General features: G+C 37.9%; 23 protein-coding genes. 8 read left to right on the top strand and 15 right to left on the bottom strand.

Annotation, left to right across the window (positions count from 1 at the left end; all coding sequences use genetic code 11):
* Window positions 1-382 precede the first annotated feature (382 nt).
* The 3 genes from RYK20_RS01835 to hemW are packed head-to-tail and all read left to right on the top strand — an operon-like array spanning window position 383 to window position 3,054.
* A complete protein-coding gene (locus RYK20_RS01835; RefSeq protein ID WP_314894207.1) occupies window positions 383-1,345 on the top strand; it encodes a type I phosphomannose isomerase catalytic subunit in 963 nt (320 codons plus the stop codon).
* A 9-nt stretch (window positions 1,346-1,354) separates the two neighbouring features.
* Complete coding sequence (ruvC, locus tag RYK20_RS01830; RefSeq protein ID WP_297978434.1) at window positions 1,355-1,900, top strand: crossover junction endodeoxyribonuclease RuvC; 546 nt, start codon at window positions 1,355-1,357, stop codon at window positions 1,898-1,900.
* Window positions 1,901-1,920: 20 nt separating this feature from the next.
* The gene (gene hemW / locus RYK20_RS01825; protein WP_314894206.1) at window positions 1,921-3,054 is read left to right on the top strand and encodes a radical SAM family heme chaperone HemW; all 1,134 of its coding nucleotides are present in this window, start codon (window positions 1,921-1,923) and stop codon (window positions 3,052-3,054) included.
* Here hemW and RYK20_RS01820 read toward each other — a convergent pair.
* From RYK20_RS01820 to RYK20_RS01760, 13 genes are all read right to left on the bottom strand, one after another.
* A complete protein-coding gene (locus tag RYK20_RS01820) occupies window positions 3,051-4,076 on the bottom strand; it encodes a DUF3078 domain-containing protein (RefSeq protein ID WP_311457421.1) in 1,026 nt (341 codons plus the stop codon). The genes hemW and RYK20_RS01820 overlap by 4 nt on opposite strands.
* 22 nt (window positions 4,077-4,098) lie before the next feature.
* Window positions 4,099-4,695 (bottom strand): DUF5683 domain-containing protein, encoded by a 597-nt coding sequence (locus tag RYK20_RS01815; protein ID WP_314603783.1) that lies wholly within the window; start codon window positions 4,693-4,695, stop codon window positions 4,099-4,101.
* A complete protein-coding gene (locus RYK20_RS01810) occupies window positions 4,685-5,605 on the bottom strand; it encodes a ParB/RepB/Spo0J family partition protein (RefSeq protein ID WP_314894205.1) in 921 nt (306 codons plus the stop codon). Before RYK20_RS01810 ends, RYK20_RS01815 begins: the two co-directional genes overlap by 11 nt.
* A 6-nt stretch (window positions 5,606-5,611) precedes the next feature.
* Window positions 5,612-6,382: a ParA family protein gene (locus tag RYK20_RS01805; protein WP_297978239.1), complete on the bottom strand. Its 771-nt coding sequence runs from the start codon at window positions 6,380-6,382 to the stop codon at window positions 5,612-5,614.
* 139 nt (window positions 6,383-6,521) lie between these two features.
* A complete protein-coding gene (gene fabG / locus RYK20_RS01800) occupies window positions 6,522-7,274 on the bottom strand; it encodes a 3-oxoacyl-[acyl-carrier-protein] reductase (protein WP_297978238.1) in 753 nt (250 codons plus the stop codon).
* A gap of 28 nt (window positions 7,275-7,302) precedes the next feature.
* Window positions 7,303-8,055: a carboxypeptidase regulatory-like domain-containing protein gene (locus RYK20_RS01795; protein WP_314894204.1), complete on the bottom strand. Its 753-nt coding sequence runs from the start codon at window positions 8,053-8,055 to the stop codon at window positions 7,303-7,305.
* A gap of 3 nt (window positions 8,056-8,058) precedes the next feature.
* Window positions 8,059-9,138, bottom strand: coding sequence for an LptF/LptG family permease (locus RYK20_RS01790; RefSeq protein ID WP_297978236.1), 1,080 nt, complete (start codon window positions 9,136-9,138; stop codon window positions 8,059-8,061).
* Between the two features lie 18 nt (window positions 9,139-9,156).
* Window positions 9,157-10,287 carry a tRNA guanosine(34) transglycosylase Tgt gene (tgt, locus tag RYK20_RS01785; RefSeq protein WP_314894203.1) on the bottom strand — a complete coding sequence of 377 codons (1,131 nt, stop codon included), beginning with the start codon at window positions 10,285-10,287 and terminating at the stop codon, window positions 9,157-9,159.
* Window positions 10,288-10,330: 43 nt separating this feature from the next.
* Window positions 10,331-11,371 carry a DUF445 domain-containing protein gene (locus RYK20_RS01780; RefSeq protein ID WP_314894202.1) on the bottom strand — a complete coding sequence of 347 codons (1,041 nt, stop codon included), beginning with the start codon at window positions 11,369-11,371 and terminating at the stop codon, window positions 10,331-10,333.
* Between the two features lie 31 nt (window positions 11,372-11,402).
* Window positions 11,403-12,239: a hypothetical protein gene (locus RYK20_RS01775; protein WP_314894201.1), complete on the bottom strand. Its 837-nt coding sequence runs from the start codon at window positions 12,237-12,239 to the stop codon at window positions 11,403-11,405.
* Between the two features lie 14 nt (window positions 12,240-12,253).
* Window positions 12,254-13,036 carry a DUF695 domain-containing protein gene (locus tag RYK20_RS01770; RefSeq protein ID WP_314894200.1) on the bottom strand — a complete coding sequence of 261 codons (783 nt, stop codon included), beginning with the start codon at window positions 13,034-13,036 and terminating at the stop codon, window positions 12,254-12,256.
* A 23-nt stretch (window positions 13,037-13,059) separates the two neighbouring features.
* Window positions 13,060-13,746, bottom strand: a complete 687-nt coding sequence (locus tag RYK20_RS01765; RefSeq protein WP_314894199.1) for a hypothetical protein — start codon at window positions 13,744-13,746, stop codon at window positions 13,060-13,062.
* A gap of 5 nt (window positions 13,747-13,751) precedes the next feature.
* The gene (locus tag RYK20_RS01760; RefSeq protein ID WP_314800526.1) at window positions 13,752-14,351 is read right to left on the bottom strand and encodes a riboflavin synthase; all 600 of its coding nucleotides are present in this window, start codon (window positions 14,349-14,351) and stop codon (window positions 13,752-13,754) included.
* A gap of 71 nt (window positions 14,352-14,422) precedes the next feature.
* On the opposite strand from RYK20_RS01760, the gene pdxA reads away from it, so the two are divergent.
* Entirely contained in the window at window positions 14,423-15,493 is a 1,071-nt protein-coding gene (gene pdxA, locus RYK20_RS01755; RefSeq protein ID WP_314894198.1) for a 4-hydroxythreonine-4-phosphate dehydrogenase PdxA, read from the top strand.
* Between the two features lie 80 nt (window positions 15,494-15,573).
* Complete coding sequence (locus tag RYK20_RS01750; RefSeq protein WP_314894197.1) at window positions 15,574-17,253, top strand: putative transporter; 1,680 nt, start codon at window positions 15,574-15,576, stop codon at window positions 17,251-17,253.
* 53 nt (window positions 17,254-17,306) lie between these two features.
* Here the strand turns inward: RYK20_RS01750 and RYK20_RS01745 are convergent, their stop codons facing one another.
* Window positions 17,307-18,068 (bottom strand): class I SAM-dependent methyltransferase, encoded by a 762-nt coding sequence (locus RYK20_RS01745; protein WP_297978020.1) that lies wholly within the window; start codon window positions 18,066-18,068, stop codon window positions 17,307-17,309.
* Window positions 18,068-18,874 carry a type I methionyl aminopeptidase gene (gene map / locus RYK20_RS01740; RefSeq protein WP_297978021.1) on the bottom strand — a complete coding sequence of 269 codons (807 nt, stop codon included), beginning with the start codon at window positions 18,872-18,874 and terminating at the stop codon, window positions 18,068-18,070. The genes RYK20_RS01745 and map overlap by 1 nt, the downstream gene beginning before the upstream one ends.
* 211 nt (window positions 18,875-19,085) lie before the next feature.
* Here map and RYK20_RS01735 point away from each other — a divergent pair, with 211 nt between their 5' ends.
* From RYK20_RS01735 to RYK20_RS01725, 3 genes are all read left to right on the top strand, one after another.
* Window positions 19,086-21,530, top strand: a complete 2,445-nt coding sequence (locus tag RYK20_RS01735) for a TonB-dependent receptor (protein WP_314894196.1) — start codon at window positions 19,086-19,088, stop codon at window positions 21,528-21,530.
* Window positions 21,531-22,206: 676 nt separating this feature from the next.
* Window positions 22,207-22,668 carry a FixH family protein gene (locus RYK20_RS01730; protein WP_314894195.1) on the top strand — a complete coding sequence of 154 codons (462 nt, stop codon included), beginning with the start codon at window positions 22,207-22,209 and terminating at the stop codon, window positions 22,666-22,668.
* Entirely contained in the window at window positions 22,669-23,367 is a 699-nt protein-coding gene (locus RYK20_RS01725) for a sulfite exporter TauE/SafE family protein (RefSeq protein WP_314803908.1), read from the top strand.
* Window positions 23,368-23,371: the final 4 nt, after the last annotated feature.

Genomic DNA, 23,371 nt, shown 5'->3' with positions numbered 1-23,371 from the left:
TAGTAGTGCCGATTCGACCCCCAAATAATTTTTTTAGCCTCCTTCTTTTGTATAAAACTTATTTTTTTTCAATAAGACTTCATTAAAGAAACGAATGTCCTTTATCCAAATACGATATATGATATTATTAAGATGCCTCAGATGGGTTATAGGATTCTATAGAAAAACACTCCCCAACTTCTCTGTCAGATGAGGAAAAAAAATAGGATATGTAGCCCTATAGATATAAAAACGCTCCCTTAGGAAAATATTTTTTATAAAGATAAAATTTATTTATAACCAACAACTCATACTTAACAAATAAATAACAGGAACACTCGTTATATAGCTTGTAATTCTAAAAAAAATTGTACATTTGCCCCATAAAATATAATAAGATAGAATGAATCTATACCCTCTAACCTTTACCCCTATTTTTAAAGAACGTATTTGGGGAGGAGAAAAACTTCAGAAAGAACTACAGAAACCTGTCAATCAGCCTCTTATAGGGGAAAGCTGGGAAATTTCTACAGTGAAAGGAGATATTTCTATTATCAATAATGGTCATCTAAAAGGGACTTCCTTACAGGCTCTTATTGAGGAATTTCCTGAAGCGCTTTTAGGAACAAAAGTATATAAACAATTTGGAAAAGATTTTCCTTTGCTTATCAAATTCATTGATGCCGCTCAAGATCTTTCTATACAAGTGCATCCCAATGATGAGTTAGCTAAGAAACGTCATAATTCCTTTGGAAAAACCGAAATGTGGTATATTATGGATTCTGCTCCTGAAGCTTCTATCATCATAGGTTTTAATAAAGATGTTACTCAAGAGGAGTATCAAAAATATTTAAGTGAAAAGACTCTTACTCAACTCCTAAATTACGAAAAAATCTCTCGTGGGGATATGTTTTTTATCCCTGCTGGAAAAATTCACGCCATTGGAGCAGGTGTATTACTTGCCGAAATACAGCAAACTAGTGATATCACCTATCGTGTATATGATTTTGATCGTAAGGACAAAAATGGAAACTACCGAGAACTACATACTGAAGAAGCTCTAGAGGCTATAGATTTCAAGAAAAGAGATGATTTTAGAAATTTCTATAAAAAAATAGAAAACCAACCAAATCTAGCTGTTGCTTCTCCATACTTCACGACCTCCTTCCTGAAAATTACTCAATCCACTTCATTTGAGTTATCCAAAGATTCTTTCCATATCTATATAGTAGTAGAAGGAGATGGTTCCCTCCTATACGAAGATTATGAAATCTCTATAAAAAAAGGAGACTCTGTACTTATTCCTGCTTGTTGCAATAAAATTACCCTTAAGGGAGGGCTTGAAATGCTTGAAGTACATTGCTAATTAAAAATTATGGAGAAGATTATTTTAGGTATTGATCCAGGAACTACTATTATGGGGTTTGGGATTATTCAAGTGGTAAAAAATCAGATGAAATTTGTCCAAATGAATGAGCTCCTACTCAATAAATATGATGATCATTACTTAAAACTTAAGCTTATCTTTGAGCGTACGATAGAGCTTATTGACACTTACAAACCTGATGAACTAGCCATCGAAGCTCCTTTTTTTGGCAAGAATGTACAATCTATGCTAAAGCTTGGAAGAGCACAAGGAGTAGCTATGGCGGCAGGGCTTGCTCGTGAGGTTCCTATTACTGAATATGAACCTAAGAAAGTAAAAATGGCTATTACAGGGAATGGAAATGCATCCAAAGAACAAGTAGCTAAAATGTTACAACAATTACTAAACTTTAGGGAGCTTCCCTCACACCTAGATGCCACAGATGGACTTGCTGTAGCTGTTTGCCATTTTTTCAATGGTGGAAAAAAGGAAAAAGGAAAGAGTTATTCCTCTTGGGAATCGTTTGTTAAGCAGAATGAAAGTAGAATTTCATAAAATATAATCCCTACTTAACGATGTATAGCCTGTACTTACACGTCCCTTTCTGCCGACAAGCTTGCCATTATTGTGATTTCCATTTCTCTACTACTTTAAAAAGAAAACCTCAGTTGGTAAATGCTCTTTGCAAAGAGTTAGAGCTAAGAAAAACAGAGGCTATTATACCCTTACAAACTGTATATTTAGGAGGAGGTACCCCTTCTGTCCTCTCCTTTGAAGAATTAAGTGCACTCTTCTCAACTCTACATCAGAACTACTCTATAGCCCCCGATGCGGAAATCACAATAGAAGTAAATCCTGATGATTTTACTTCTCATAGCGAGCTTTCTTTAGCTCAAATCAAGTCATTGGGGATCAACCGATTAAGTGTAGGAGTACAGTCCTTTTTTGAAGAAGATTTACGACTAATGAATCGCATACATACTGCTAATCAAGCGATTGCTTTTTTAGAAGAAGCTACCAATTTATTTGAAAATATTACCCTTGACCTTATCTATGGAATCCCTAATATGTCCAATGAACGTTGGATAAAAAATATTGAAAAAGCCCTATCTTTTGGGATTCCCCATCTCTCTGCTTATGCCCTTACTGTTGAGCATAAAACAGCCCTTTATAATTTTATCAAAAAAGGAAAAATTCCCCCTACAAATGACCTACAAGCAAGAGAACAGTTCTATCTTCTCAAAGAATTACTAGAAAGTGAAGGATTCATCCATTATGAGCTATCTAATTTTGGAAAAGAAGGTTATTTTAGTAGAAACAATACTGCCTATTGGCAACAAAAAAAATATATGGGAATAGGTCCCTCTGCTCATAGTTATAATGGTACTGAACGTTATTGGAATATTCCTCATAATATTAAATACATTCAGCAAATTTCAAAAGGAATACTTCCTCAAGAAAAAGAACTTCTCTCTAAAAAAGACCTTTATAATGAACGCATTATGACAGGATTAAGAATCCAAAAAGGGATTTCTCTCTCTGATATAGAAAAGGATTTTGGTTCCCACTACAGTAACTATTTGAAGAAAGAAGCCCTCCCTTATATAGAAAAAGGCTTACTCCTGCTAGAAAATGACCATATTCTTACCTCAAAGGAAGGTCTATTCCTTTCAGATGGAATTGCCTCTGATTTATTCATACTAGATTAGAAACGGTATTTTATTCCCACACCTAATATTTGTTTGAACTGAACTCGAGGACTATATAAGTGTTTGGTTCCATTAGGAAGTGTTTCTTGCTTAAACTTGACATCATCATCATACTTAACATGTGTTCCTACACGAGCCTGTAGATAGTTATTGATTTTCATATCCAATGATAGTTGCCAATCTATATCAATATTCCCAAAACTTTTGTCATACTGAGTATATAAGGAAAGCTGATTACTCATATCTACATTTTCATAGATTCTGGTGTCATATTTTCCTGAAAATAAGAAACCTACTTCTGTTAAATGTTGCTTAGCAGACTTAACTATATTTCCAGTATTATCATACTGGGCAGGAGCTAACCCATAAGATCCAAGGTCAGCTAGACGCTGATCAAGAACAAAAGTAGCCTTAAGTGTTAAAGGAGATACATATAGTGTTAGCTTAGGTTTTTCAGGCACATACTCCATCCCTATCCCTAGAAATAGATACCCTGGAGCCATTAATCGGGAGATAGGAAGTGCATTTTCTTTTTTAGGGTAATCAAATCCATCACTGAACTGGGTATTAAAAGAAAATTTAGAAGAATAATACCAATCTCTAAAGCCTGTACGATAACCATAGGAAGAAGTAAAAGAAATTTGATCATCTGTTTTTCTAAGTTGTTCTCCTGTCTGGATATTAATTCCATAATTGGCAATCAGTTCATTATCCCAATAATAATTCTCAACCAAGTAGCGACGCCTGAACTTCACATCAGCTAAGAAAGAAACAGAATTAACCCCTCCTGCACTCCAGTTAGAATAAGCTACTTCACTCATATTAAGCCCCACTGCATTAAACTTATACCAACGTTCATTCTGTAGCTTTATCTTCTCAAAAGTATAGTTTAAAGCACTTTTTGAGATTTCTAGTTTAACAATTTGAATAGATGGAGGCTTCATTTCTCCACGTACTTTCCTTACTTGTGCTTGTGAAGAAAAAGAAAATAAAAAAATAACAAATAATACTAACTTTTTCATCTCTTAATATATTTTATTGTTTTTAGAACTTATAGGTACAGGTAAGTCCTACATAGGTATTACTATATCGATTCTGATAGAGATAAGGCTCCAAAGAAAGATTTTCATTAACATTAAACTGCTTTAAATGAGCATCCACATTTGCTTCTATAATATTCAAGGCATAGAATCCTATAGCAAACAACATAGCCATTTCTTTATTTCTGCGATAAGTATCTTGAGCTCTACGAAGGGCATCGGTACTCAAGCGAGGATTCCCATCGGTACGTCCTGCATAGAATTCATCATCTGTTAAGCCGTCTAAGCGCCTTTTATAAGCTGTACGATAACGATCTAATTCTTTGTCATTTACCACATACAAATATGTAGGAATTCCTATTGCTAGATACACAATAGGAATTTTCCAATAACTCTTATTATAAGCTTGTCCTAATCCAGGAAGAATAGCTGAATAGAATGCCGCTCGTGCAGGAGAAAGTGGATCTGTATTCCAAGTTTTTTTCACCTGAACGGTCTGAGGCAATGTATCCTTAACCTTTACAGATAAGGAATCACTTTGCGCTAGTAGTTTCACCCCAAAGAAACACTCTATCACCAATATCCAAACCTTAAGCCTCACCGTATAATATTTTTTGTATGCGATTGAATTCTTCTTCCGTTTTAAAAGGAATTTCAAGCTTTCCCTTACCTGTTTTATCTACTTTGACCACAACTCCTTTTCCTAATCGTTCCCGTAATCCTTCTATGTTTTCCTTTATATAAGGGGGAAGTTCTGAAGAAAAAGTATCTTCTTTTTCCTGTTTGGGAGTAATTACAGCCACCTTTTGAGGGTTCTTAAGTTGCTGTACCGCTTGTTCTGTATCACGTACAGAGAGATCCTGAGCAATAATCCGATTATACACCTCCAACTGTTCTTCTCTCTCCTCTATATTTATCAAAGCACGTCCGTGTCCCATAGAAATAAAACCATCTCGTATTCCTGTCTGAATAATAGGATCTAACTTCAGGAGTCTGAGATAGTTCGTAATTGTAGAACGCTTCTTCCCTACCCTCTCGCTCATCTGTTCTTGGGTAAGGTTAAGCTCCTCTATCATTCTGTTATAACTCAAAGCCACTTCAATAGGATCTAGATCCTGACGCTGGATATTCTCCACAAGAGCCATCATCAAGGATTCTTCATCATTAGCTATACGAATAAAGGCAGGTATAGTGGTAAGCCCAGCTATTTTAGAAGCACGCCAACGGCGTTCTCCCGATATAAGTTCGTATTTCTGAGTATCTACTTTTCTTACGGTAATTGGCTGAATCACTCCCAATTCTTTAATAGAAGAAGCCAATTCATTGAGAGCCTCTTCATTGAAAACGGTACGAGGTTGATAAGGATTCTCTGTTATTTGGTCTAAAGGGAGTTCTAGTACATTCCCTATAAGCTTATCGGCATTGGTATCTGTAGCAGATTGTATGTCTTCTGAGGGAAGTAAGGCTCCAAGCCCACGTCCTAATCGTTGTCCTTTATTTAACTTTCCCATTCTCTTCTATAACTGAGTATTTTTCTTAATAATCTCTTCTGCTAAACTAATATAGTTAGCAGCTCCTTTACTAGCTGCATCATAGCTAATAATGGTTTCCCCAAAGCTGGGCGCCTCACTTAGGCGAATGTTACGTTGTATGATTGTCTCAAAAACCATTTCGCTAAAGTGCTTTTGTACCTCTTCTACTACTTGGTTAGAAAGACGTAAGCGAGCATCATACATTGTGAGTAAAAGTCCCTCAACATCCAATGCTGGATTATGGATTTTTTGTACACTCTTAATAGTATTAAGTAGCTTTCCCAAACCTTCCAAGGCAAAGTATTCACATTGAATAGGAATAATAACCGAATCGGCTGCAGTAAGTGCATTCAAGGTAAGAAGCCCCAAAGAAGGAGCACAATCTATGATGATGTAGTCATAACGATCTTTAATAGGAGCTAGTGCCTCCTTAAGCATATATTCCCTACGTGGCTTATCGACTAATTCTATTTCAATAGCCACCAAATCAATATGTGCTGCAATGAGATCCAGATTAGGCGAACTAGTGGTAAGTATGGTGCTTTCTGCAGTAGCCGAATGCTCCAACACATCATATGTTCCCCGCTCTACTCCTTCTACCTCTATTCCTAAACCAGAGGTAGCATTGGCTTGAGGATCGGCATCTATCAAGAGTACTTTCTTCTCTAAAACCCCTAAGGCTGCCGCTAGATTAATAGATGAAGTAGTCTTCCCTACCCCTCCTTTCTGATTGGCGATTGCTATGATTTTACCCATAATATCTTATTCTTTTTTCAGAGGGTAAAAGTACGGCGATTTTTGCGATTGTCAAAACAAAGTTATTAACAATAATAGTTAAAATATCTTAAGCTAGTAAGAGTTTCCCGTCTCTCACTAGCTTATTTTTGCTTGTTTTTTAAGCAGTTATCATTCCTCCATCTATACGAAGTACTTGCCCTGTAATATAAGAACTCATCTGGGAGGCTAAGAATACACAGGCATTGGCTATATCTTCAACAGTTCCTCCACGTTTAAGAGGAATGGCATCACGCCATCCTTGTACTACCTCTGGGGCGAGCTTGGCTGTCATTTCTGTCTCTATAAAGCCAGGAGCAATGGCATTGCAACGAATATTACGAGAGCCTAATTCTAAGGCTACGGACTTGGTAAAGCCCAAGATACCTGCCTTAGAAGCTGCATAATTGGCTTGACCTGCATTACCTTGTACCCCTACTACACTGCTCATATTGATAATGTTACCATTGCGTTGCTTGAGGAATACCTTCTGTACAGCTTTGGTCATATTAAAAATAGATTTAAGGTTCACAGCGATGACTTTATCGAAATCTACCTCACTCATACGCATTAGCAAATTATCTTTGGTAATTCCTGCATTGTTCACCAATATATCAATTGCTCCAAAATCTTCTAAAACCTTATTTATTAACTCTTCGCAAGCTGTAAAATCAGAAGCATCACTCTTATAGGCAATAACTTTAACTCCTTTGTTATTAAGATTTTTTATTTCGGTTTCGGCTTCTTGAGGAAGTGTTCCACTAAAGGTAAAAGCTACATTGGCGCCTTGTTCTGCAAAGGCTTTTACGATACCAGCTCCTATACCACGGCTACCACCAGTAACAATCGCGGTCTTTCCTTGTAATAAATTCATTTTTTATATATTTATACATTATGTTCTTTTATTCTATTGCTTTGAGACTAAAAAAATATTTATCAAAATCCTCTGAACGATATTTTCCTTTTATCTCAGGGTGATTCATTTCTATCTGCACAATACTATCCGAAAGGAATTTATATCTTCCATAATAGGTCGTATCTCTGGTCATTTCGTCATTGAGATATTCTGAAAAACACAATTCTCCTTTATCAAAAAGCATCTTGGTTGCCACATAGTATGCTCTCTGCTGCTGATAATATACTGCTTTTTTTATACTATCAAACATTTTCCACCTATCATTTACCCTGAGTGTAGCAGGAATATCTCTTGTATCTGTACAAAGAAAACCTATAAGCTGCCCCTCTTTTGTATATATGACTTCTCTCTCTGTATTGTCTAATACTTCTTTTAAGGTTATTTTTTCTCCTATACGCCTTAGATAAATATCATTTGCAAGCCAAACAGTTCCCCTGCGATTTCCTCCCCCATAACGACTCATCATAACAATGGCATCAGGCTCGTAACCTTCCTTTTTAACCTCTTCACTTATATAGACTGGCGGCGCTTCAAATCCAATAAAGGTAAATTCGTGATACCTTTTCTCTGGAAGTTTAAAATATCCTTTCTTATCAGTAAAGACCTCTCCTACTTGACACTTTTCTATAGGATTTCCTTGGTAATCCAATACTCGCCCTGTGATAATGGGTCTTGCCATTCGTGAAACCAAGCACGAAGTACATAAGATACTTATGAGAAATAATACATAATTTTTCATAACCTACCTCCTTGATTTTCGTATCATATAGACAGCTAATAGGGCAAACATAGCATTAGGGATAATTACAGCCATTAGAGGTGTGATTCCTGATTTTTCTGCCATAATTCCGAATATACGTTCGAAGAAGACGTACGAGAACCCAATAAGTACTCCAAAAGCCAGATTCACTCCCATTCCTCCTCTTTTTTTAACAGAAGAAACTGCTACACCAATAATTGTCAATATAAATACGTTGAAGATAGATGCCCAACGACGATAATATACCAATTCATAAATACGGATATTAGGGGAACCTTTTTGGCGTTCTTCTGCGATGAACTTGTTTAGCTCAAAGAAATTTTTAGTCTCGGCAGCGTACTCTATCGGTAACAAGTCCGTTGTTTTGAAATTCAGCAAAGTATCTTTCTGATATACTTTTTCATAAATATCATCCAGCTCTCCTACTTTGCGATGCGTATAGTTATAAAGTTGATATGTTTTTACACTATCATTCTCAACCCATTTAATACTACTAGCCGTAATTTTGTCAGTCATTGTAAGTCCATTAAAACGTTCTAATACAAAATCCCAACCTTGATTTTCATCAGAATTAAAGCTACTGACATAAATATATTCATTCTTATTGACCTGATTATATAACTGGGTTCCTGTGGAATAAAGTCCTTTAGAAAGATAAGTGCCATAGAATTCATTATACACCCCACTAGAATAAGGCACTACAAACATTCCCATTACCAATACGAAAGCCGAAAGTATAGTCGCCCCATAGAAATACGGTCGCAGGAAGCGATTGTAAGAGATTCCTGAGCTGAGCATTGCTACAATCTCTGTTTTTTCTGCCAACTTGGAGGTAAACCAAATCACAGAAAGAAAAAGGAAGATAGGAAAGAGGATATTGGCAAAATGCACAACAAAATTAGCATAATACTTAATTATTGCCTCTGTAGGAGCGTGATTATCGGTCATTTTTTGGTTCTTTTCTGCAAAATCTACCAAAATTCCGATAGGAATGAACATCAGAAAGAGTGCAGAGTACGTCAGGAAATAACGCTTAAGTATGTATCGGTCAATTATTTTCATTTTCCTATAAAATTTACACTACAAACGGTTATTCATTTGGCTAACCATTTGTTTTTTCCACTCAGGAAAGTCGCCTTGCAGAATATGTTTTCTTGCCTGACGTACCAGCCAGAGATAAAAGCCTAAATTATGTAAGGTAGCAATCTGCTTTCCTAAGAACTCCTCTGCGGCAAAAAGATGGCGTAGATAGGCTTTGGTATAATAAGTATCTACGAAAGTATAGCCGTTTTCATCAATTGGAGAGAAATCATTTTCCCATTTTTTGTTCTTGATATTAATAGTTCCGTGAGCGGTAAAAAGCATTCCATTACGCGCATTGCGGGTCGGCATCACACAGTCAAACATATCCACGCCCAAGGCGATATTCTCTAATATATTAATAGGTGTTCCTACACCCATCAAGTAGCGGGGTTTATCTTCAGGAAGGATATCGCAGACAATCTCAGTGATTTCATACATTTTTTCGGCGGGTTCTCCTACAGAAAGTCCCCCGATGGCATTCCCATCGGCTCCTTTGGAAGCAATATACTCGGCAGAGATTTTACGCAAGTCTGGATATACAGACCCCTGAACGATTGGGAACAAAGACTGACTGTAGCCATACTTAGGAGCATTTTCTTGCAAATAATTAATGCAACGATCCAGCCAGCGGTGAGTCATCTGCATAGATCGGCTGGCGTAACCATATTCACAAGGATAAGGCGTACATTCGTCGAAAGCCATAATAATATCAGCCCCTATGCTGCGCTGAATTTCCATAGATTTCTCTGGGGAGAAGAAATGATAAGAACCATCAATGTGGCTTTTGAACTTGACTCCTTCTTCCTTTATTTTTCGGGTACTGGAGAAGGAATATACCTGATATCCTCCACTATCGGTGAGAATATTTCTGTCCCAGTGCATAAACTTATGCAAACCTCCTGCCTGCTCCAGAATAGCCGTAGTGGGGCGCAAGTAGAGGTGATAGGTATTTCCAAGAATAATATCTGCATTAATATCTTCTGTAAGTTCTCGCTGTTGCACTCCCTTAACAGAAGCCACCGTCCCTACAGGCATAAAGATAGGAGTTTCTATTATTCCGTGGTCAGTGGTAATACGTCCAGCACGGGCTTTAGTAAGAGTATCTGTTTTTAATAGTTCAAAATTCATATAAGGCTCTTTTCAAGGGGCAAAGATAGTGAAAAATTAGCTTTTAGAAAAGTTGTGTAATAAAGTAAATAATAAGACCTACTAAGCCTCCTACTAAGGTGCCATTGACACGGATAAACTGAAGATCTTTTCCGACCTCCAGCTCTAACTTCTCACTGAGTGCCTTGCCTTCCCAATTGCTTACTGTAGTGGTGATAAGGTTGCCTACTTCACTTTTGTTCCTTAGGACGAACTGATAGGCTGTTTTTTGCACCCAACTGTCTATCTGTGCTTGTAGAGTGGTATTTTTTTGTAGCTCATCCCTCAGGTGAGCAATACCTTTTTGCAAGAAAGAAGCTAATTGTTCCTGCCAATAAGGCGTATCAAGTTTTTGGGCAAAATGGTAAAGCTCCTGAGTAATCTCTGTCCGGATAGGATGAGAAGGCTCCTTTGCTATTTTTAGTACATACTGATAGAGTCCCTCAGTTACTTTTTCAGCTATAGATTCTCGTATAAAAGTGGGAACAAGCATAGGAAACTGATTGTCTATTTCTCGTTCTAAAGTATCCCGATGTGTATCAAGATAAGTAGCCACCTTTTGAAGAGTATCTGAAAGTAAGCTCTCGTGCTTGTGTTCCTTGAGAAATCCTATCAGAAATGTACTTACTTTGGTGTGTAAAGGGTAGTTCTGAAGAAAATTTGTTAGTTGAATAAGCATATTTTCTTTATAAAACCATTCCAAAAGAAAAGAAGAAGGCTTAATTTTGGTAATATAAGGTCGTACTTGTTGAGATTTTAGGAAATTTTCCACTACAAATGACCCTAAATTCTCTCCTATATCATTCTTTTTCGCCTCAATGAGGTTGGTATGTGGGATATCCAGCCCTAAAGGCTTACGAAAGAGGGCTACCACGGCAAACCAGTCCGCCAAGGCTCCCACCATAGCCGCCTCTGAAAAAGCCTTCAGATAGCCCACCCAACTCCACTGAGGTACTTTACGCTGGCAAATAACCGCTGTTATATAGAGCACTAACATCAGCAATAAAAGTCCTAAGGCAAGGTTCTTATGCTGCTGGAGCTTTTTTTGTTTAGTATCTTGATGCATTGATTAGGATATACTTTTATTCCTTAAATTTTTAATCTTCATAGGAAGGCTCTGGGTAGTCCAAGTAAGTAGCCTTATACCCTTGTTCTTCTTTGGTCAAAAGTATTTTATAATTAGTATAGCCTTCTTGGAATTCCCTATGAACTTTAAGCACGATTCCATCTGAAGTTAGTTCTGCATTAAGTACTTTCTCTCCGCAACCCTCGTCATTACAAAATTCTAAAAAATCTACTTTTCCCCTTGAAGAATGATCATTAAATACCTGATGAGCGATTTCATTTTTCTCCAAAGTAACCAAGCCCTTGAAGCCATCTATGGAGACCAATACTACAGGGTCAAAAGGAGAGCCACAGCCTGTAAGCTCATCTGTAAAGATAGGTTGTCCATAATATTCTGTCCGATAAATCCGAATTGCCTGTGAAGGATCGAAAACCTTTTCAAAAGGCTTCTCTTGGAGCTTATAGACTCGCCTTCCATCCAAAATAAGGGGTTCTCCATTAGCCAATTCTGCCTTTACAAAGTAATATTCTTCACAGAAATCCTCGGTTTCATTGTACATAAGCTCCGAAATAGCTTTGATAGTTACAAATTTTCTATCAATATCTGTACGATATTCTAGAAATTTTCCTTTTTTGTCATATGTAGCTATCATTTCTCCTATAAGAATCGCCTCTCCTTTCTCTCTTTTGAAAGCAATATCTTTCACTCCATCAGGAATATTAGGGATATAATCATCTTCTGTATTCTCTTGTGTTGCTTCATCTTCTGTTATGATAGGAGGCTCTTCTGTCATTTCAGAAGAAGAAGATTTGAAAAAATTACAACTTACAAGCAATGATGCTACCAGAATATAAATAATCTTTTTCATTTGATTTGGTATAATTAATTTGATTTTTCTTTTACTAAAATGGTTTCCCAGCCATCATAACCACCATGGGTATCTAAGGCGATATCTATCAAGTCCCAAGTATCTCCATCTATTTGGACTGGCGTATTTTCCTTGGAGAGAATAAGACAATAGCCCAAATCTTCTTGCTGCTCCTTGCCCTCTTCTGGTACTACTTTTTTACTACTATACACAGTAAAGCCTAAAGCAGCTGCTTTTTCTATAGCGTTGAGCATATCCTGTTCTGTATCAAAATAGAGCCAATGCTCTATAGGGCGTGGCACCTCTACTTGGTCGCCGTGTTTCTCACAAGCGGAAAGAATCTCACGATTATAGATGGTCTGCTTTTCATAAATATTAGGATACAAACCCTTCAAGAAGAAATTCCATTGCTTATCCTCAGAAGACTCTACCTGATAGGAGTAACCAAACTCGCTATCCCAGCCGGCACTCAATCGCTCTTGCAGGTGCTCAGGTGCTTGTGAATAAAAATACCAAGTAACTTCACCCCGCGCAGTAAGCACCGCTACCAATATATCCTTATCGGACTCTAAGGGACGGAATATTTTGTCCTCTATAGCATAAATGGTAGGACGTTCCTCATCGGTGGAGAAACCTCGTTCATCAGGATTTTTTAGTTCTACTGTAATCCTGACACAGTAGGAGAAGCCCTCTATGGGAGCTACTTTATCAAGGGCTAAGTTCAATCGGAATACGACAGGATCGTCATTAAGCCAGCTTCGGTAGACGTTCCAGTCTCGGGGAATTTGATTTGTCATTATTTTTTATTTTTACATTATTTCTAAAATAGTTCCTCTATATCCTCCATCAAAAGTGAATTAAACCATAAACTTGAGAAAGATAATCGCAAAATAAGGTAATTTCCTCTTAAAGAAGGTGTTTTATTCTCAATTATTGGGTTTTGTAACCCATACTGAAGGCTTAACTGAGCCATTCCTCTATTAAAATAGAAAGTATTCTGCAGTCCTATAGCTAAAATTGCTTGATTTTTCTGATTTTTATCTATATCCTTTCTATCCTTTAGAAAATCATCTTTGGGAGAGAAGGTAACATTACCAATACCCAAAGAAAGCAAAGCTCCTAACTGGTAATCATCAGCTCCTAAGAGGTATCTTTCATATTCCAAAAGTACATATCCTCCTGAAAGAGCATTCTTGTTAGAAGTAAAATATTCATACTCAGGCACAGGAGTGAATTCCCTAGGAGGGAGCTTATAAGTACCTGTAGGTCGCTGATAGAGAGCTGGATATTTGTTTTTGGTAGCTATCTGAAATCCAGCTAAGATTGTAAGGCTATTCTCAATTCCTTTATCCTGAAGTAAAAGCGAAATAGGAGTAATCATCACCCCTGTTGTCCGGTTTTCTCCCAAAGGAAGCCCTGCTCCTATTCCTAACCCTACATAGAAGCCCTCCTGTGCAACAGCTGTCAATGAAAATAAAAGAAAAAACAGTGTAAGCTTTCTTTTCATAGTTCTTAGCCCCTGATTTCCAATGCATTTACCTTAGCCAAGACATACTTACCTATAACGTCAAATTCCAAATTGACCTTATCTCCCACCTTAAGAGTATGGAAACAAGTATGCTCATAAGTATAAGGAATTATAGCCACTGAAAAGGCTCCTTTTTGAGAATTTACTACCGTAAGGCTCACCCCATTGACAGTGATAGAGCCTTTTTCGATGGTCATATTCCCTAAAGAAGAATCATAATGAAAAGTAAAAATACGGCTTCCCTGAGCATCTTCTATCGAATGGCAAATGCCCGTTTGATCCACGTGCCCTTGTACAATATGCCCATCCAAACGGTCACCGAGCTTCATAGCGCGTTCCAGATTGACCTTATCCCCTACCTGCCAAGTACCTAAGGCGGTCTTTTGGAGGGTTTCATCTATAGCAACCACTTCATATATATTATTTTCAATACCTACTACAGTAAGGCATACCCCATTGTGTGCCACACTCTGGTCTATCTTAAGCTCAGAGGCAAGCTCACTTTCTATAAAAAAGTGACAGTTCTTCTCTTGGGAAGAAATTTTTGCCACACGACCAATTTTTTCAACAATTCCTGTGAACATTATTCAATAAATTTATGTATTTTTGCACCTCCAATCGCACGCACTGAAATGCGATGCAAATTAAATAAAAAATGACCGAAAAAACAAATATTCGTATAGGGATTTCAGTAGGAGACCTCAATGGAGTAGGTTTAGAAGTAATTCTGAAGACTTTTGCCGATGAGAGAATGCTCGAATTCTGTACCCCTGTACTCTTTGCCTCTAATAAAGTAGTTGCTTTTATTAAAAAACAGCTTAACTTAGAATTCTCCTATAATGGTATTGTTCAGCTGAGTGCTATCATTGATCACAAAATCAATGTAATGAATATATGGAAAGAACTTCCTACAATACAGCTGGGAACTCCCACACCAGAGAGTGGCAAGTGTGCCTTGGAATCCCTTACAGCTGCCGTTGGTGCTCTGAAAGAGAACTTTGTAGATGTACTTGTTACGGCTCCTATTGATAAAAAGAATATCCAATCTGAAAACTTTCACTTTCCAGGACATACGGACTATCTAGCTCAAGAACTAGAAGGGGAAAGCCTTATGTTTATGGTTTCTGATGAAGTGCGTGTAGGCTTACTTACCGACCATCTCCCTTTAAAGGAGGTTGCCAAAAGCCTTACTCCTGAACTTGTAGAAAAGAAAATACGCCTAATGGAAGCTTCTCTGCGTATGGATTTCGGCATTATTCGCCCTAAAATAGCTGTATTAGGACTCAATCCTCACTGTGGAGACCAAGGTGTAATTGGGAATGAAGAAGCAAAAATTATTCATCCTGTAATTGAAAAACTCTACAAAGAGGGAATTTTAGTCTTTGGCACTTATAGTGCTGATAGCTTCTTTGTAGCTGATTATAAGCATTTTGATGGAGTTATAGCTCCTTATCACGACCAAGGACTGATTCCATTCAAGATAATGTCTTTTGGAAAAGGCGTAAACTTCACTGCAGGACTCTCCAAGGTACGTACTTCTCCAGATCACGGAACCGCCTATGGGATTGCAGGCAAAGGAATTGCTGACGAAAGTTCTTTCAGAGAGGCTGTATATATGGCAGTTGATATCTATAGAAAACGTAAGGAAAACCAAGAACTTGTTGCTAACGCACTAGATGCCAGCTCTCTAGAAAAAGGATTTCTTTCTAAAGAAAAAGAAGAATAATTATTATTTAAAAAGAAATATTTACTTACAAACTGACAACTCATTAATAATTAATAATTTACAATTAAGAATTATAGTTTATGGACTGGTTTCTGAAGTTAATGAATGATCACGAGAGTGTAGCTTATACTGTAATCATTTACAGCATTGTCATTGCCATAGGAGTAGCTCTCGGAAAGATACGTATTTTCGGTGTATCTTTTGGAATTGCCTGTGTTCTTTTTGCAGGAATAACAGCCTCTCATTTTGGCTTTACAGTAAATGGACACGTACAACACTTTGTAAAAGAATTCGGGCTGATTCTCTTTGTCTATACAATCGGTTTGCAAGTAGGTCCTGGTTTTTTTGCCTCTTTTCAAAGAGAAGGAATTAAGCTCAATGCTTTGGCTATACTCTCAGTAGTTCTATGTGTGCTTACTGTTATTAGTATCCACTACCTCACAGGGATTGATATGGCAACAATGGTTGGGATTATGTCTGGAGCTGTTACCAATACACCTGGGTTAGGAGCCGCTCAAGCTACCCTAAATGATTTGACCACTCTAGAAGGTACCGATGCCATACTCTCCACAGGATACGCCGTTGCTTATCCTTTCGGAGTGTTAGGAATCATCATTGTTATGCTAGTTATGAAAGCTTTTCTGAAGATTAACATTGAAGCCGAAAAACGCCTACATAGCTTCAAGCACCGTGGAGAACACTCTTCTATTGTACGTATAGCCTTTAAGCTTGAAAATCCAGCTCTTTTCGGTAAGAAAGTGAATACTATTCATCAGACTTTGGATTTTGATTTTATTTGCTCTAGAATCTTTAAAAACGAAGAAGTTATACTCGCTAATGAACATATAATTCTAGAAAAAGATGATATTATTCTTTTTGTAGTAGATAAGCAACATAGTGAAAAACTCAGTAACCTTATAGGAGCTGAAGTCCGAACTGAAGAATATTTCCCTGAAGCTACTAGGGAGAAAAAATTTATCTCCCGTCGTATCAATGTAACTCAAAAAGAAGCTTACACTAAGAAACTATCCGAGATGAACATCTATGGGCGTTTTGGAGTTACAGTTACTCGTGTATATAGGGCTGGAATTGAATTTATCCCCACTGCCGATACAAAGCTTCAATTTGGAGATACTATCACTGTCGTTGGAAATGAGGAACATATTAAAGAGGCTACTAAAGAGTTTGGTAATTCCAAAAAACGACTCAGTACCCCTCACATTGCAGAACTTTTCCTAGGAATTACCTTGGGGGTTTTAGTAGGAAGCATTCCTTTCCATATACCTGGTATTCCTGTTCCTGTAAAATTAGGTCTTGCTGGAGGTCCTCTGATTGTGGCAATTCTTATCAGCCGTTATGGAGGGCGCTTTTCAGTAACCCATTATGTATCACAGAGTGCTAACCTAATGATTCGTGAAATAGGAATAGTACTCTTTTTAGCCAGTGTAGGCTTAGATGCTGGAAAGAATTTTATCCGAACCATTACTGAAGGAGATGGGCTTCTCTGGATGGGACTTGGAGCTATTATTACGCTGGTTCCTTTATTAGTTACAGCTTTTATCTCTCGTTCTCAAGGAAAACTCAATTATTTGGAGACTTGTGGGCTTCTATCAGGTGCCTCTACAGACCCTCCTGCACTTGCCTTTGCCAATGATATCACAGGTTCAGATGTGCCTGCCCTTACCTATGCAAGTGTATATCCTCTAACTACCTTTATGCGTATTATGGTAGCTCAATTACTGATTGTTTTCTTCCTATAAGTTAAGAAGTTGTTTTTGTTATAGTTTTGATAAACCTCCCTATTGCTAAGGTGCTATTTCCTTACAATAGGGAGTATTTCTTCTGCTACCAATCGATATTTTTTTATTTCCTCTTCAGAGGCTATTTCCCTACAAGGAGTTGGGATTACCTCAAAACCTATAGAACGAAGTTTATCAAAATAATCCTTCCCATAGATGCGCACGTGGTCATATTGTCCAAAGATACGAGCCCGTTCTTTAGGATCTGTAATAGTATCATCCGAGAAAGTTTCTGCCCGTTCTAGCTCTTGAGGCACCTGAAAGATTCCCCAGCCTCCTTTGCTAAGTACCCTATAGAGTTCTCGCATCGCTTGAGTATCATCTGGAATGTGTTCCAGCACGTGATTACAGAAAATAACATCAAACTGCTCGTCCTCAAAAGGCAAATCACAAATATCCGCCTTTACATCTGCTAAAGGAGAATATAAGTCTGAGGTAATATATTGTAGATTTGTCTGTTCTTTAAATTTTCTATAAAAAGCCTGCTCTGGAGCTATATGTAGCACTCGCAAAGATGCCTTAAAAAAATCTGTCTTTCTCTGCAGATAAAGCCATAAGAGGCGATGCCTCTCCAAGGATAAAGTAGAAGGTGAAAGCACATTTTCCCGTACTTTCCCATATCCATAGGGTAAAAATGTACGAAAGCTACGCCCATCAATAGGATCAGTATAAGCATTCCCTTTATAATAATAGACTAAGAGAGGACGCACCCAATAGCTAGCACGGATAAGCCAAGGACGGGGAAAGGCATTAAGAACTGTTTTTATCAGCTGCATTACTTATACAAAAATTCCTCTTCTTCGTTAGATTCTATTCCCAAAGCTTCATAGATATATTTGAAGGTAGAAAGAAGCCTTGGCTTACCATCTATGAGGGCTACATCGTGCTCAAAATGTGCTGAGGGCTTCCCATCTCGGGTAAGAATTGTCCAGCCATCACGGAGCTGATTAATATTTTTCGTGCCCATATTAATCATTGGTTCAATAGCCACCACCATTCCTTCGACAAACTTCTTACCTCGACCTCTTTTTCCATAATTCGGCATCTCGGGGTCTTCGTGCATTTTGGTACCTACTCCGTGTCCTACCAATTCACGTACAACACCATAACCATAGCTCTCACAATAGCTCTGTATGGCATAGCCAACATCCTCTACTCTATTGCCTTGCTTGAATTCTCGTATGCCTATATATAGAGATTCCTTGGTAACTCTCAAGAGCTGAGCTACCTCCTCACTGACCTCACCTACAGGAAAAGTATAAGCGTGATCTCCATAATAGCCGTTCTTAAGGGCTCCACAATCCACGGAGATAATATCTCCTTCCTGCAAGGGTTTATTATTAGGAATTCCGTGTACCACTTGGGCATTAGGACTCATACAAAGGGTATTAGGAAAGCCATAAAGCCCTAAAAAACCCGGTTTTGCATCCTGCGAACGAATATATTCCTCTGCTAGCTTATCAAGATAAAGAGTGGTTACCCCTGGCTTTATTTCTTTGGCGAGCATCCCCAAGGTACGAGAAACTACCTGAGCACTCTCATACATTATTTCTATCTGCTCTCTTGTCTTCGGTTTTATCATTTTTTAATGCTTCTACTGCCTTGCAAAGGTACGAAAATAATTACAATAAGTTAATTAATAATTATTAATTAACACTTCAAGCATTGTCAGTTGAGAAAAATAATCTATTTTTGCACTCCAAAATTATTATTTAAATTTAGTATTAATAGACTTTATATGCAAAAACACCTATTCTTTTGGGGATTAATATTTTTATGCTTTCCCTTTTTGTATGCACAAAAAAACCATTGATCTCAGAGGAAAAGTTACTGATGAGAATGGAGAACCCCTTTTAGGAGTCAGTGTTATCCTTAAGGGTAGTCTCAAGGGAGCCGCCACTGATGAAAAAGGTTTCTACTGGCTGCAACATATTCCATTAGGAAAACAGACTTTTATCTTTAGTTCTATTGGTTATCAAACTCTTTCTAAAGAAATTGAGGTAATGCCTAACCCCTCAGGCACTCACCTACACCTGAATGTTTCCTTACAAGAAGAAGCTGAAGTATTACAGGAGGTTGAGATTATAGGACGTAAGGAAAGTTCCTACAAAAATACCTCTTCTTTCTCAGGTACCAAAACAGCTACCGCTATCCGAGATATTCCTCAAACTATCAACTATGTAACTAAAGAAGTAATTCTCGACCAAGGAGCTTCTACAGTGAATGATGTAGTGAAAAATGTCAGTGGAGTAAGCCAATATACCACTTATAATGACTTCAGTATCCGAGGCTTCCGCACCACTGGAAATCGTGGTTCTGGAAACCTAATCAACGGAATGCGCGCCCAAACGAGCCTTTGGTCAGCCTCTTCTTTAGCTAATATAGAGCGTGTAGAGGTTATCAAAGGACCTGTTGCTGCTCTCTTTGGCAATGCCTCTCCAGGAGGACTCATCAACCGAGTAACCAAAAAGCCTCTTTTGGAGCGCCAACATACCGTTTCGGTAAATACTGGAAGCTGGGGGACACTCAAGAGTTATGCTGACTTCACCGGTCCCTTAAACGAAAGCAAAAGCCTACTCTATCGCCTCAACCTTGGCTATGAGACTACTGATGGTTACCGAGACCTGCAAGGACGTAATACACTCACTATTGCACCTTCTTTCTCTTTTATTCCTAATGAGAAAACCCGATTCAATATAGACCTAACCTATTACCGCTTAGACGGTAAAGTAGACCGTGGACAAACTATTTTTGGTGATGCCGACCTCTACTCAGTCCCTATTACCCGTTCGCTCAGTGCTACCAATGATTTCCTTAGAGAAACTCAAATGAACATCTCTCTAGGACTTACCCACAAACTCACCGATAACCTTTCCTTCAATAGTACCTTCCTAAGCTCTTCCTATAGCGAAGACCTTCAAGAACACAATCAGGCTAATAGCTACTATATGCAACAAGGGAATAACATTAACACAGGGGATCCTACTAAAATCCTGATGCAAGCACTCCTTAGGCAACGAACCTTCCGCAACAATAGTTTTAACAACTACTTCAACTATAATTTTAACACTGGTATTGTAAAACATACCCTTTTGGTAGGATATGATTACTTCCAAATAAATCAACTCCCTGGAGCTTCACAACTTACGGCTGGTGGTTATCTCCTTGCCAATGGTACTACCACTACCACTTATAACCCTAGGAGATTTACCTATCTATTGGACAACAATGGAAAACCTCGTACTAACGTTGCTGTATTCGACCTAAACAATCCTCATACAGGGAATGCTATGAAGGATATCAGTAAATACATTTTTGAACCTGGAGGAAGAACCATACCCACCCAGCAGACCTCTCACGGTATCTATGTACAAGAACAATTGGAAATCAGTATGGTAAAGTTACTTCTAGGTCTTCGTAAAGAGTTTTTCAAAGACTACCTTAACTACAAACAAAGCAATGAGAAAATCATTGAACAACAGGCTCTTATTCCTCGTGTAGGTTTGGTAATTAGTGCCACAGATAACATCAACTTCTACTCCACTTGGATGAAAGGTTTTGAACCTCAGGATGCTGCTACCCAGTCCGATCCTGACCGCTATGGAGGTCCTTTTGACCCCGTATATAGCGAACTTTTTGAGACCGGTATCAAGACCGATTGGTTTAACAAACGCTTGAGTGCCACTGCCTCTGTTTTCAGAATTATCCAGCAGAACTCCCTATACCCTGCCTCCCCCGCTGTTCCTGGTAAGCCTGACCTCAAGATGCAAATCGGGGAAGAGGAATCTAATGGATTTGAGCTTGACCTAGCTGGGGAAATTGCTCCCAACTGGAATATCTTAGCCAGCTATGCTTATATAGATGCTCGTATTACCAAGACTGCCCAAAATAACGAGAAAGACTTCGGTATGCAACGCCCGTCTACTCCTCGCCATTCAGGAAATATATGGACAAAATACATCATCACAAATGGGTTCTTTAAGCACTTAGGTTTTGGAGTTGGATATAATTTTGTTACTGAACGTTTTGGACAAGTAGGACGCCGTGCCAACACCACTATATACCCTGGTTATGGCCTCGTGAATGCCGTTCTTTACTACAAAATCCGACAAATACAGCTCCAAGCCAACCTAAACAATATACTGAACAAAACTCATTGGGTAGGTGGCTATGATAAGCTACGTTCCTTCCCTGGAGCACCTCGTAATGTAAATGTTACAGTAACTTATAAGTTTTAAATTCTATTGTATTCCTTTAAATAAAAGGCTGTTTTCTAAAAGACAGCCTTTATTTATTCTACACTCTTCTGATAGAGTAAATTTATAAATCACAACTAAGTATAAAATAAAAGACTATATTAGTAAATTTTTTCTTCTATACTAAAACTATATACTTTAAGAATCCTTATCAAATAATTAACTCATAAACTCCTATTTTTTAACTTGACAAATTCTCTAAAAAGTCGTATCTTTGCAACCTAAAAAAGGTATATACTTCAATAATGAATTTAAAAGAAATATCTGAAAAATTGAGTTTCTTTCTTACAAAAGTTTTTAACCTCAAAAAATTATTCCTTTACTGTTTGTAGGTCAATACTACCCCTAATATATCCGCTATCATAAAAATCAGTTTTTCTCTCAGTATAACAAAATTGTATTAAATTATAATATCTAAAAGTAAATCTTTGTACACTTAGTAGTTTTTATCAGTATCCTATCCTCAAGGATTTGTAGAGCTTATCTATCCAGCTACCTACAAACTTATCAAGAGTTGAATCTGCTTATATAGTTCCTATTTTTGAAAAAGATACTAAATATTTCTCAGAACCAAGAAAATCACTATCAAAAAAATCTATAGAAATATGGATTACAATTCTTTTTTTTGTAGTAAATTTGCTCACAAAAAAAGATAGTTATGAAATTCACTTGGGGTACAGGCATACTTTTGGCTATTTTAGCTTTTATGGGCTTTATTATGTACTTTTTTGTCATCACTTTGGTAGATAAAAAATACGATCACGAGCTGGTTACTGAAAACTATTATGCTCAGGAACTGGACTTTCAGAAAGATATAGATACAGAGAAACAAACCTTGGAAACACAAATGCAAGTGGAGCTCACCCATACACCTGGCGTTAAGGAGGGAATTCGTCTTGACTTTCCTGCCTCAGTAACGGGTAAGGAGGTCATCGGGGTAATTTCCTGTTATCGCCCTTCAGATAGCAAGATGGATTTTACCTTACCTATCACGGCTCTTGATGGCTGTTCATTGGTAATTCCTGACAATTTGCTCAAAGAAGGACGCTGGAATATCCGTGTGGAATACGGCTTTGAGGGGAAAAATTACTTGAGCTTGTTCGATAAAGTTATTTACTAAATGTACCTACTGGCTTTCACCTTAGGTTTTATTGGTAGCTTACACTGTGTGGGGATGTGTGGACCCATTGCACTACTGCTTCCTTTACAAAGACAACATAAGGGCTTCCGTTACCTACAGTTAGGAGCTTATTTCACGGGTAAGACCCTTTCCTATACCCTGATAGGATTGCTCTTTGGAGGAATAGGAGAAGGGCTTTTTATAGCTCAATATCAGCAGGAATTTTCCATTTTTGCAGGTCTTGTTATGATTGGTATGGGGATTTTCTCTCTCTTTCATCTCTCAATAAAGGTCATACAGAATCCTCTCCTCAAGGGTTTTACCTCTCTCAAGAACGCTTTAGGGAAGCAACTGACGAAAAAGACCCTCTCAAGCTCCTTCATTATAGGTTTTCTCAATGGGTTTCTCCCCTGTGGCTTGGTCTATACCGCCCTCTTTGGTGCCTTAGCTATGGGAAATTTGTGGGGAAGTATGGCATATATGACTGCTTTTGGGCTGGGAACTATTCCGCTGATGCTCTTACTCGTACTTTTAGGGGACTTTTTGCCAATCGCTCTAAGGAGAAGGCTTAACCAATGGTTGCCTATAGTAGTCATTTTAGTAGGTATATTATTTGTTCTACGAGGCTTAGGATTAGGAATTCCTTACCTCTCCCCTTCAGATACACACCTACTACTACATCCTAAGGCTGATTGCTAACCTC

Origin of the sequence: uncultured Capnocytophaga sp. (assembly GCF_963525585.1) — a bacterium.
Classification (GTDB): Bacteria; Bacteroidota; Bacteroidia; order Flavobacteriales; family Flavobacteriaceae; genus Capnocytophaga.
Note: the sequence above shows the minus strand (reverse complement) of the source record. Positions and strands in the feature narration are given on the sequence as shown.

Coding starts and splice junctions, on each gene's coding strand:
- RYK20_RS01835 (WP_314894207.1), top strand. CDS start 383: ATGAATCTATACCCTCTAACCTTTACCCCTATTTTTAAAGAACGTATT.
- ruvC (WP_297978434.1), top strand. CDS start 1,355: ATGGAGAAGATTATTTTAGGTATTGATCCAGGAACTACTATTATGGGG.
- hemW (WP_314894206.1), top strand. CDS start 1,921: ATGTATAGCCTGTACTTACACGTCCCTTTCTGCCGACAAGCTTGCCAT.
- RYK20_RS01820 (WP_311457421.1), bottom strand. CDS start 4,076: ATGAAAAAGTTAGTATTATTTGTTATTTTTTTATTTTCTTTTTCTTCA.
- RYK20_RS01810 (WP_314894205.1), bottom strand. CDS start 5,605: ATGGGAAAGTTAAATAAAGGACAACGATTAGGACGTGGGCTTGGAGCC.
- RYK20_RS01805 (WP_297978239.1), bottom strand. CDS start 6,382: ATGGGTAAAATCATAGCAATCGCCAATCAGAAAGGAGGGGTAGGGAAG.
- fabG (WP_297978238.1), bottom strand. CDS start 7,274: ATGAATTTATTACAAGGAAAGACCGCGATTGTTACTGGTGGTAGCCGT.
- RYK20_RS01795 (WP_314894204.1), bottom strand. CDS start 8,055: ATGAAAAATTATGTATTATTTCTCATAAGTATCTTATGTACTTCGTGC.
- RYK20_RS01790 (WP_297978236.1), bottom strand. CDS start 9,138: ATGAAAATAATTGACCGATACATACTTAAGCGTTATTTCCTGACGTAC.
- tgt (WP_314894203.1), bottom strand. CDS start 10,287: ATGAATTTTGAACTATTAAAAACAGATACTCTTACTAAAGCCCGTGCT.
- RYK20_RS01780 (WP_314894202.1), bottom strand. CDS start 11,371: ATGCATCAAGATACTAAACAAAAAAAGCTCCAGCAGCATAAGAACCTT.
- RYK20_RS01775 (WP_314894201.1), bottom strand. CDS start 12,239: ATGAAAAAGATTATTTATATTCTGGTAGCATCATTGCTTGTAAGTTGT.
- RYK20_RS01770 (WP_314894200.1), bottom strand. CDS start 13,036: ATGACAAATCAAATTCCCCGAGACTGGAACGTCTACCGAAGCTGGCTT.
- RYK20_RS01765 (WP_314894199.1), bottom strand. CDS start 13,746: ATGAAAAGAAAGCTTACACTGTTTTTTCTTTTATTTTCATTGACAGCT.
- RYK20_RS01760 (WP_314800526.1), bottom strand. CDS start 14,351: ATGTTCACAGGAATTGTTGAAAAAATTGGTCGTGTGGCAAAAATTTCT.
- pdxA (WP_314894198.1), top strand. CDS start 14,423: ATGACCGAAAAAACAAATATTCGTATAGGGATTTCAGTAGGAGACCTC.
- RYK20_RS01750 (WP_314894197.1), top strand. CDS start 15,574: ATGGACTGGTTTCTGAAGTTAATGAATGATCACGAGAGTGTAGCTTAT.
- RYK20_RS01745 (WP_297978020.1), bottom strand. CDS start 18,068: ATGCAGCTGATAAAAACAGTTCTTAATGCCTTTCCCCGTCCTTGGCTT.
- map (WP_297978021.1), bottom strand. CDS start 18,874: ATGATAAAACCGAAGACAAGAGAGCAGATAGAAATAATGTATGAGAGT.
- RYK20_RS01735 (WP_314894196.1), top strand. CDS start 19,086: ATGCACAAAAAAACCATTGATCTCAGAGGAAAAGTTACTGATGAGAAT.
- RYK20_RS01730 (WP_314894195.1), top strand. CDS start 22,207: ATGAAATTCACTTGGGGTACAGGCATACTTTTGGCTATTTTAGCTTTT.
- RYK20_RS01725 (WP_314803908.1), top strand. CDS start 22,669: ATGTACCTACTGGCTTTCACCTTAGGTTTTATTGGTAGCTTACACTGT.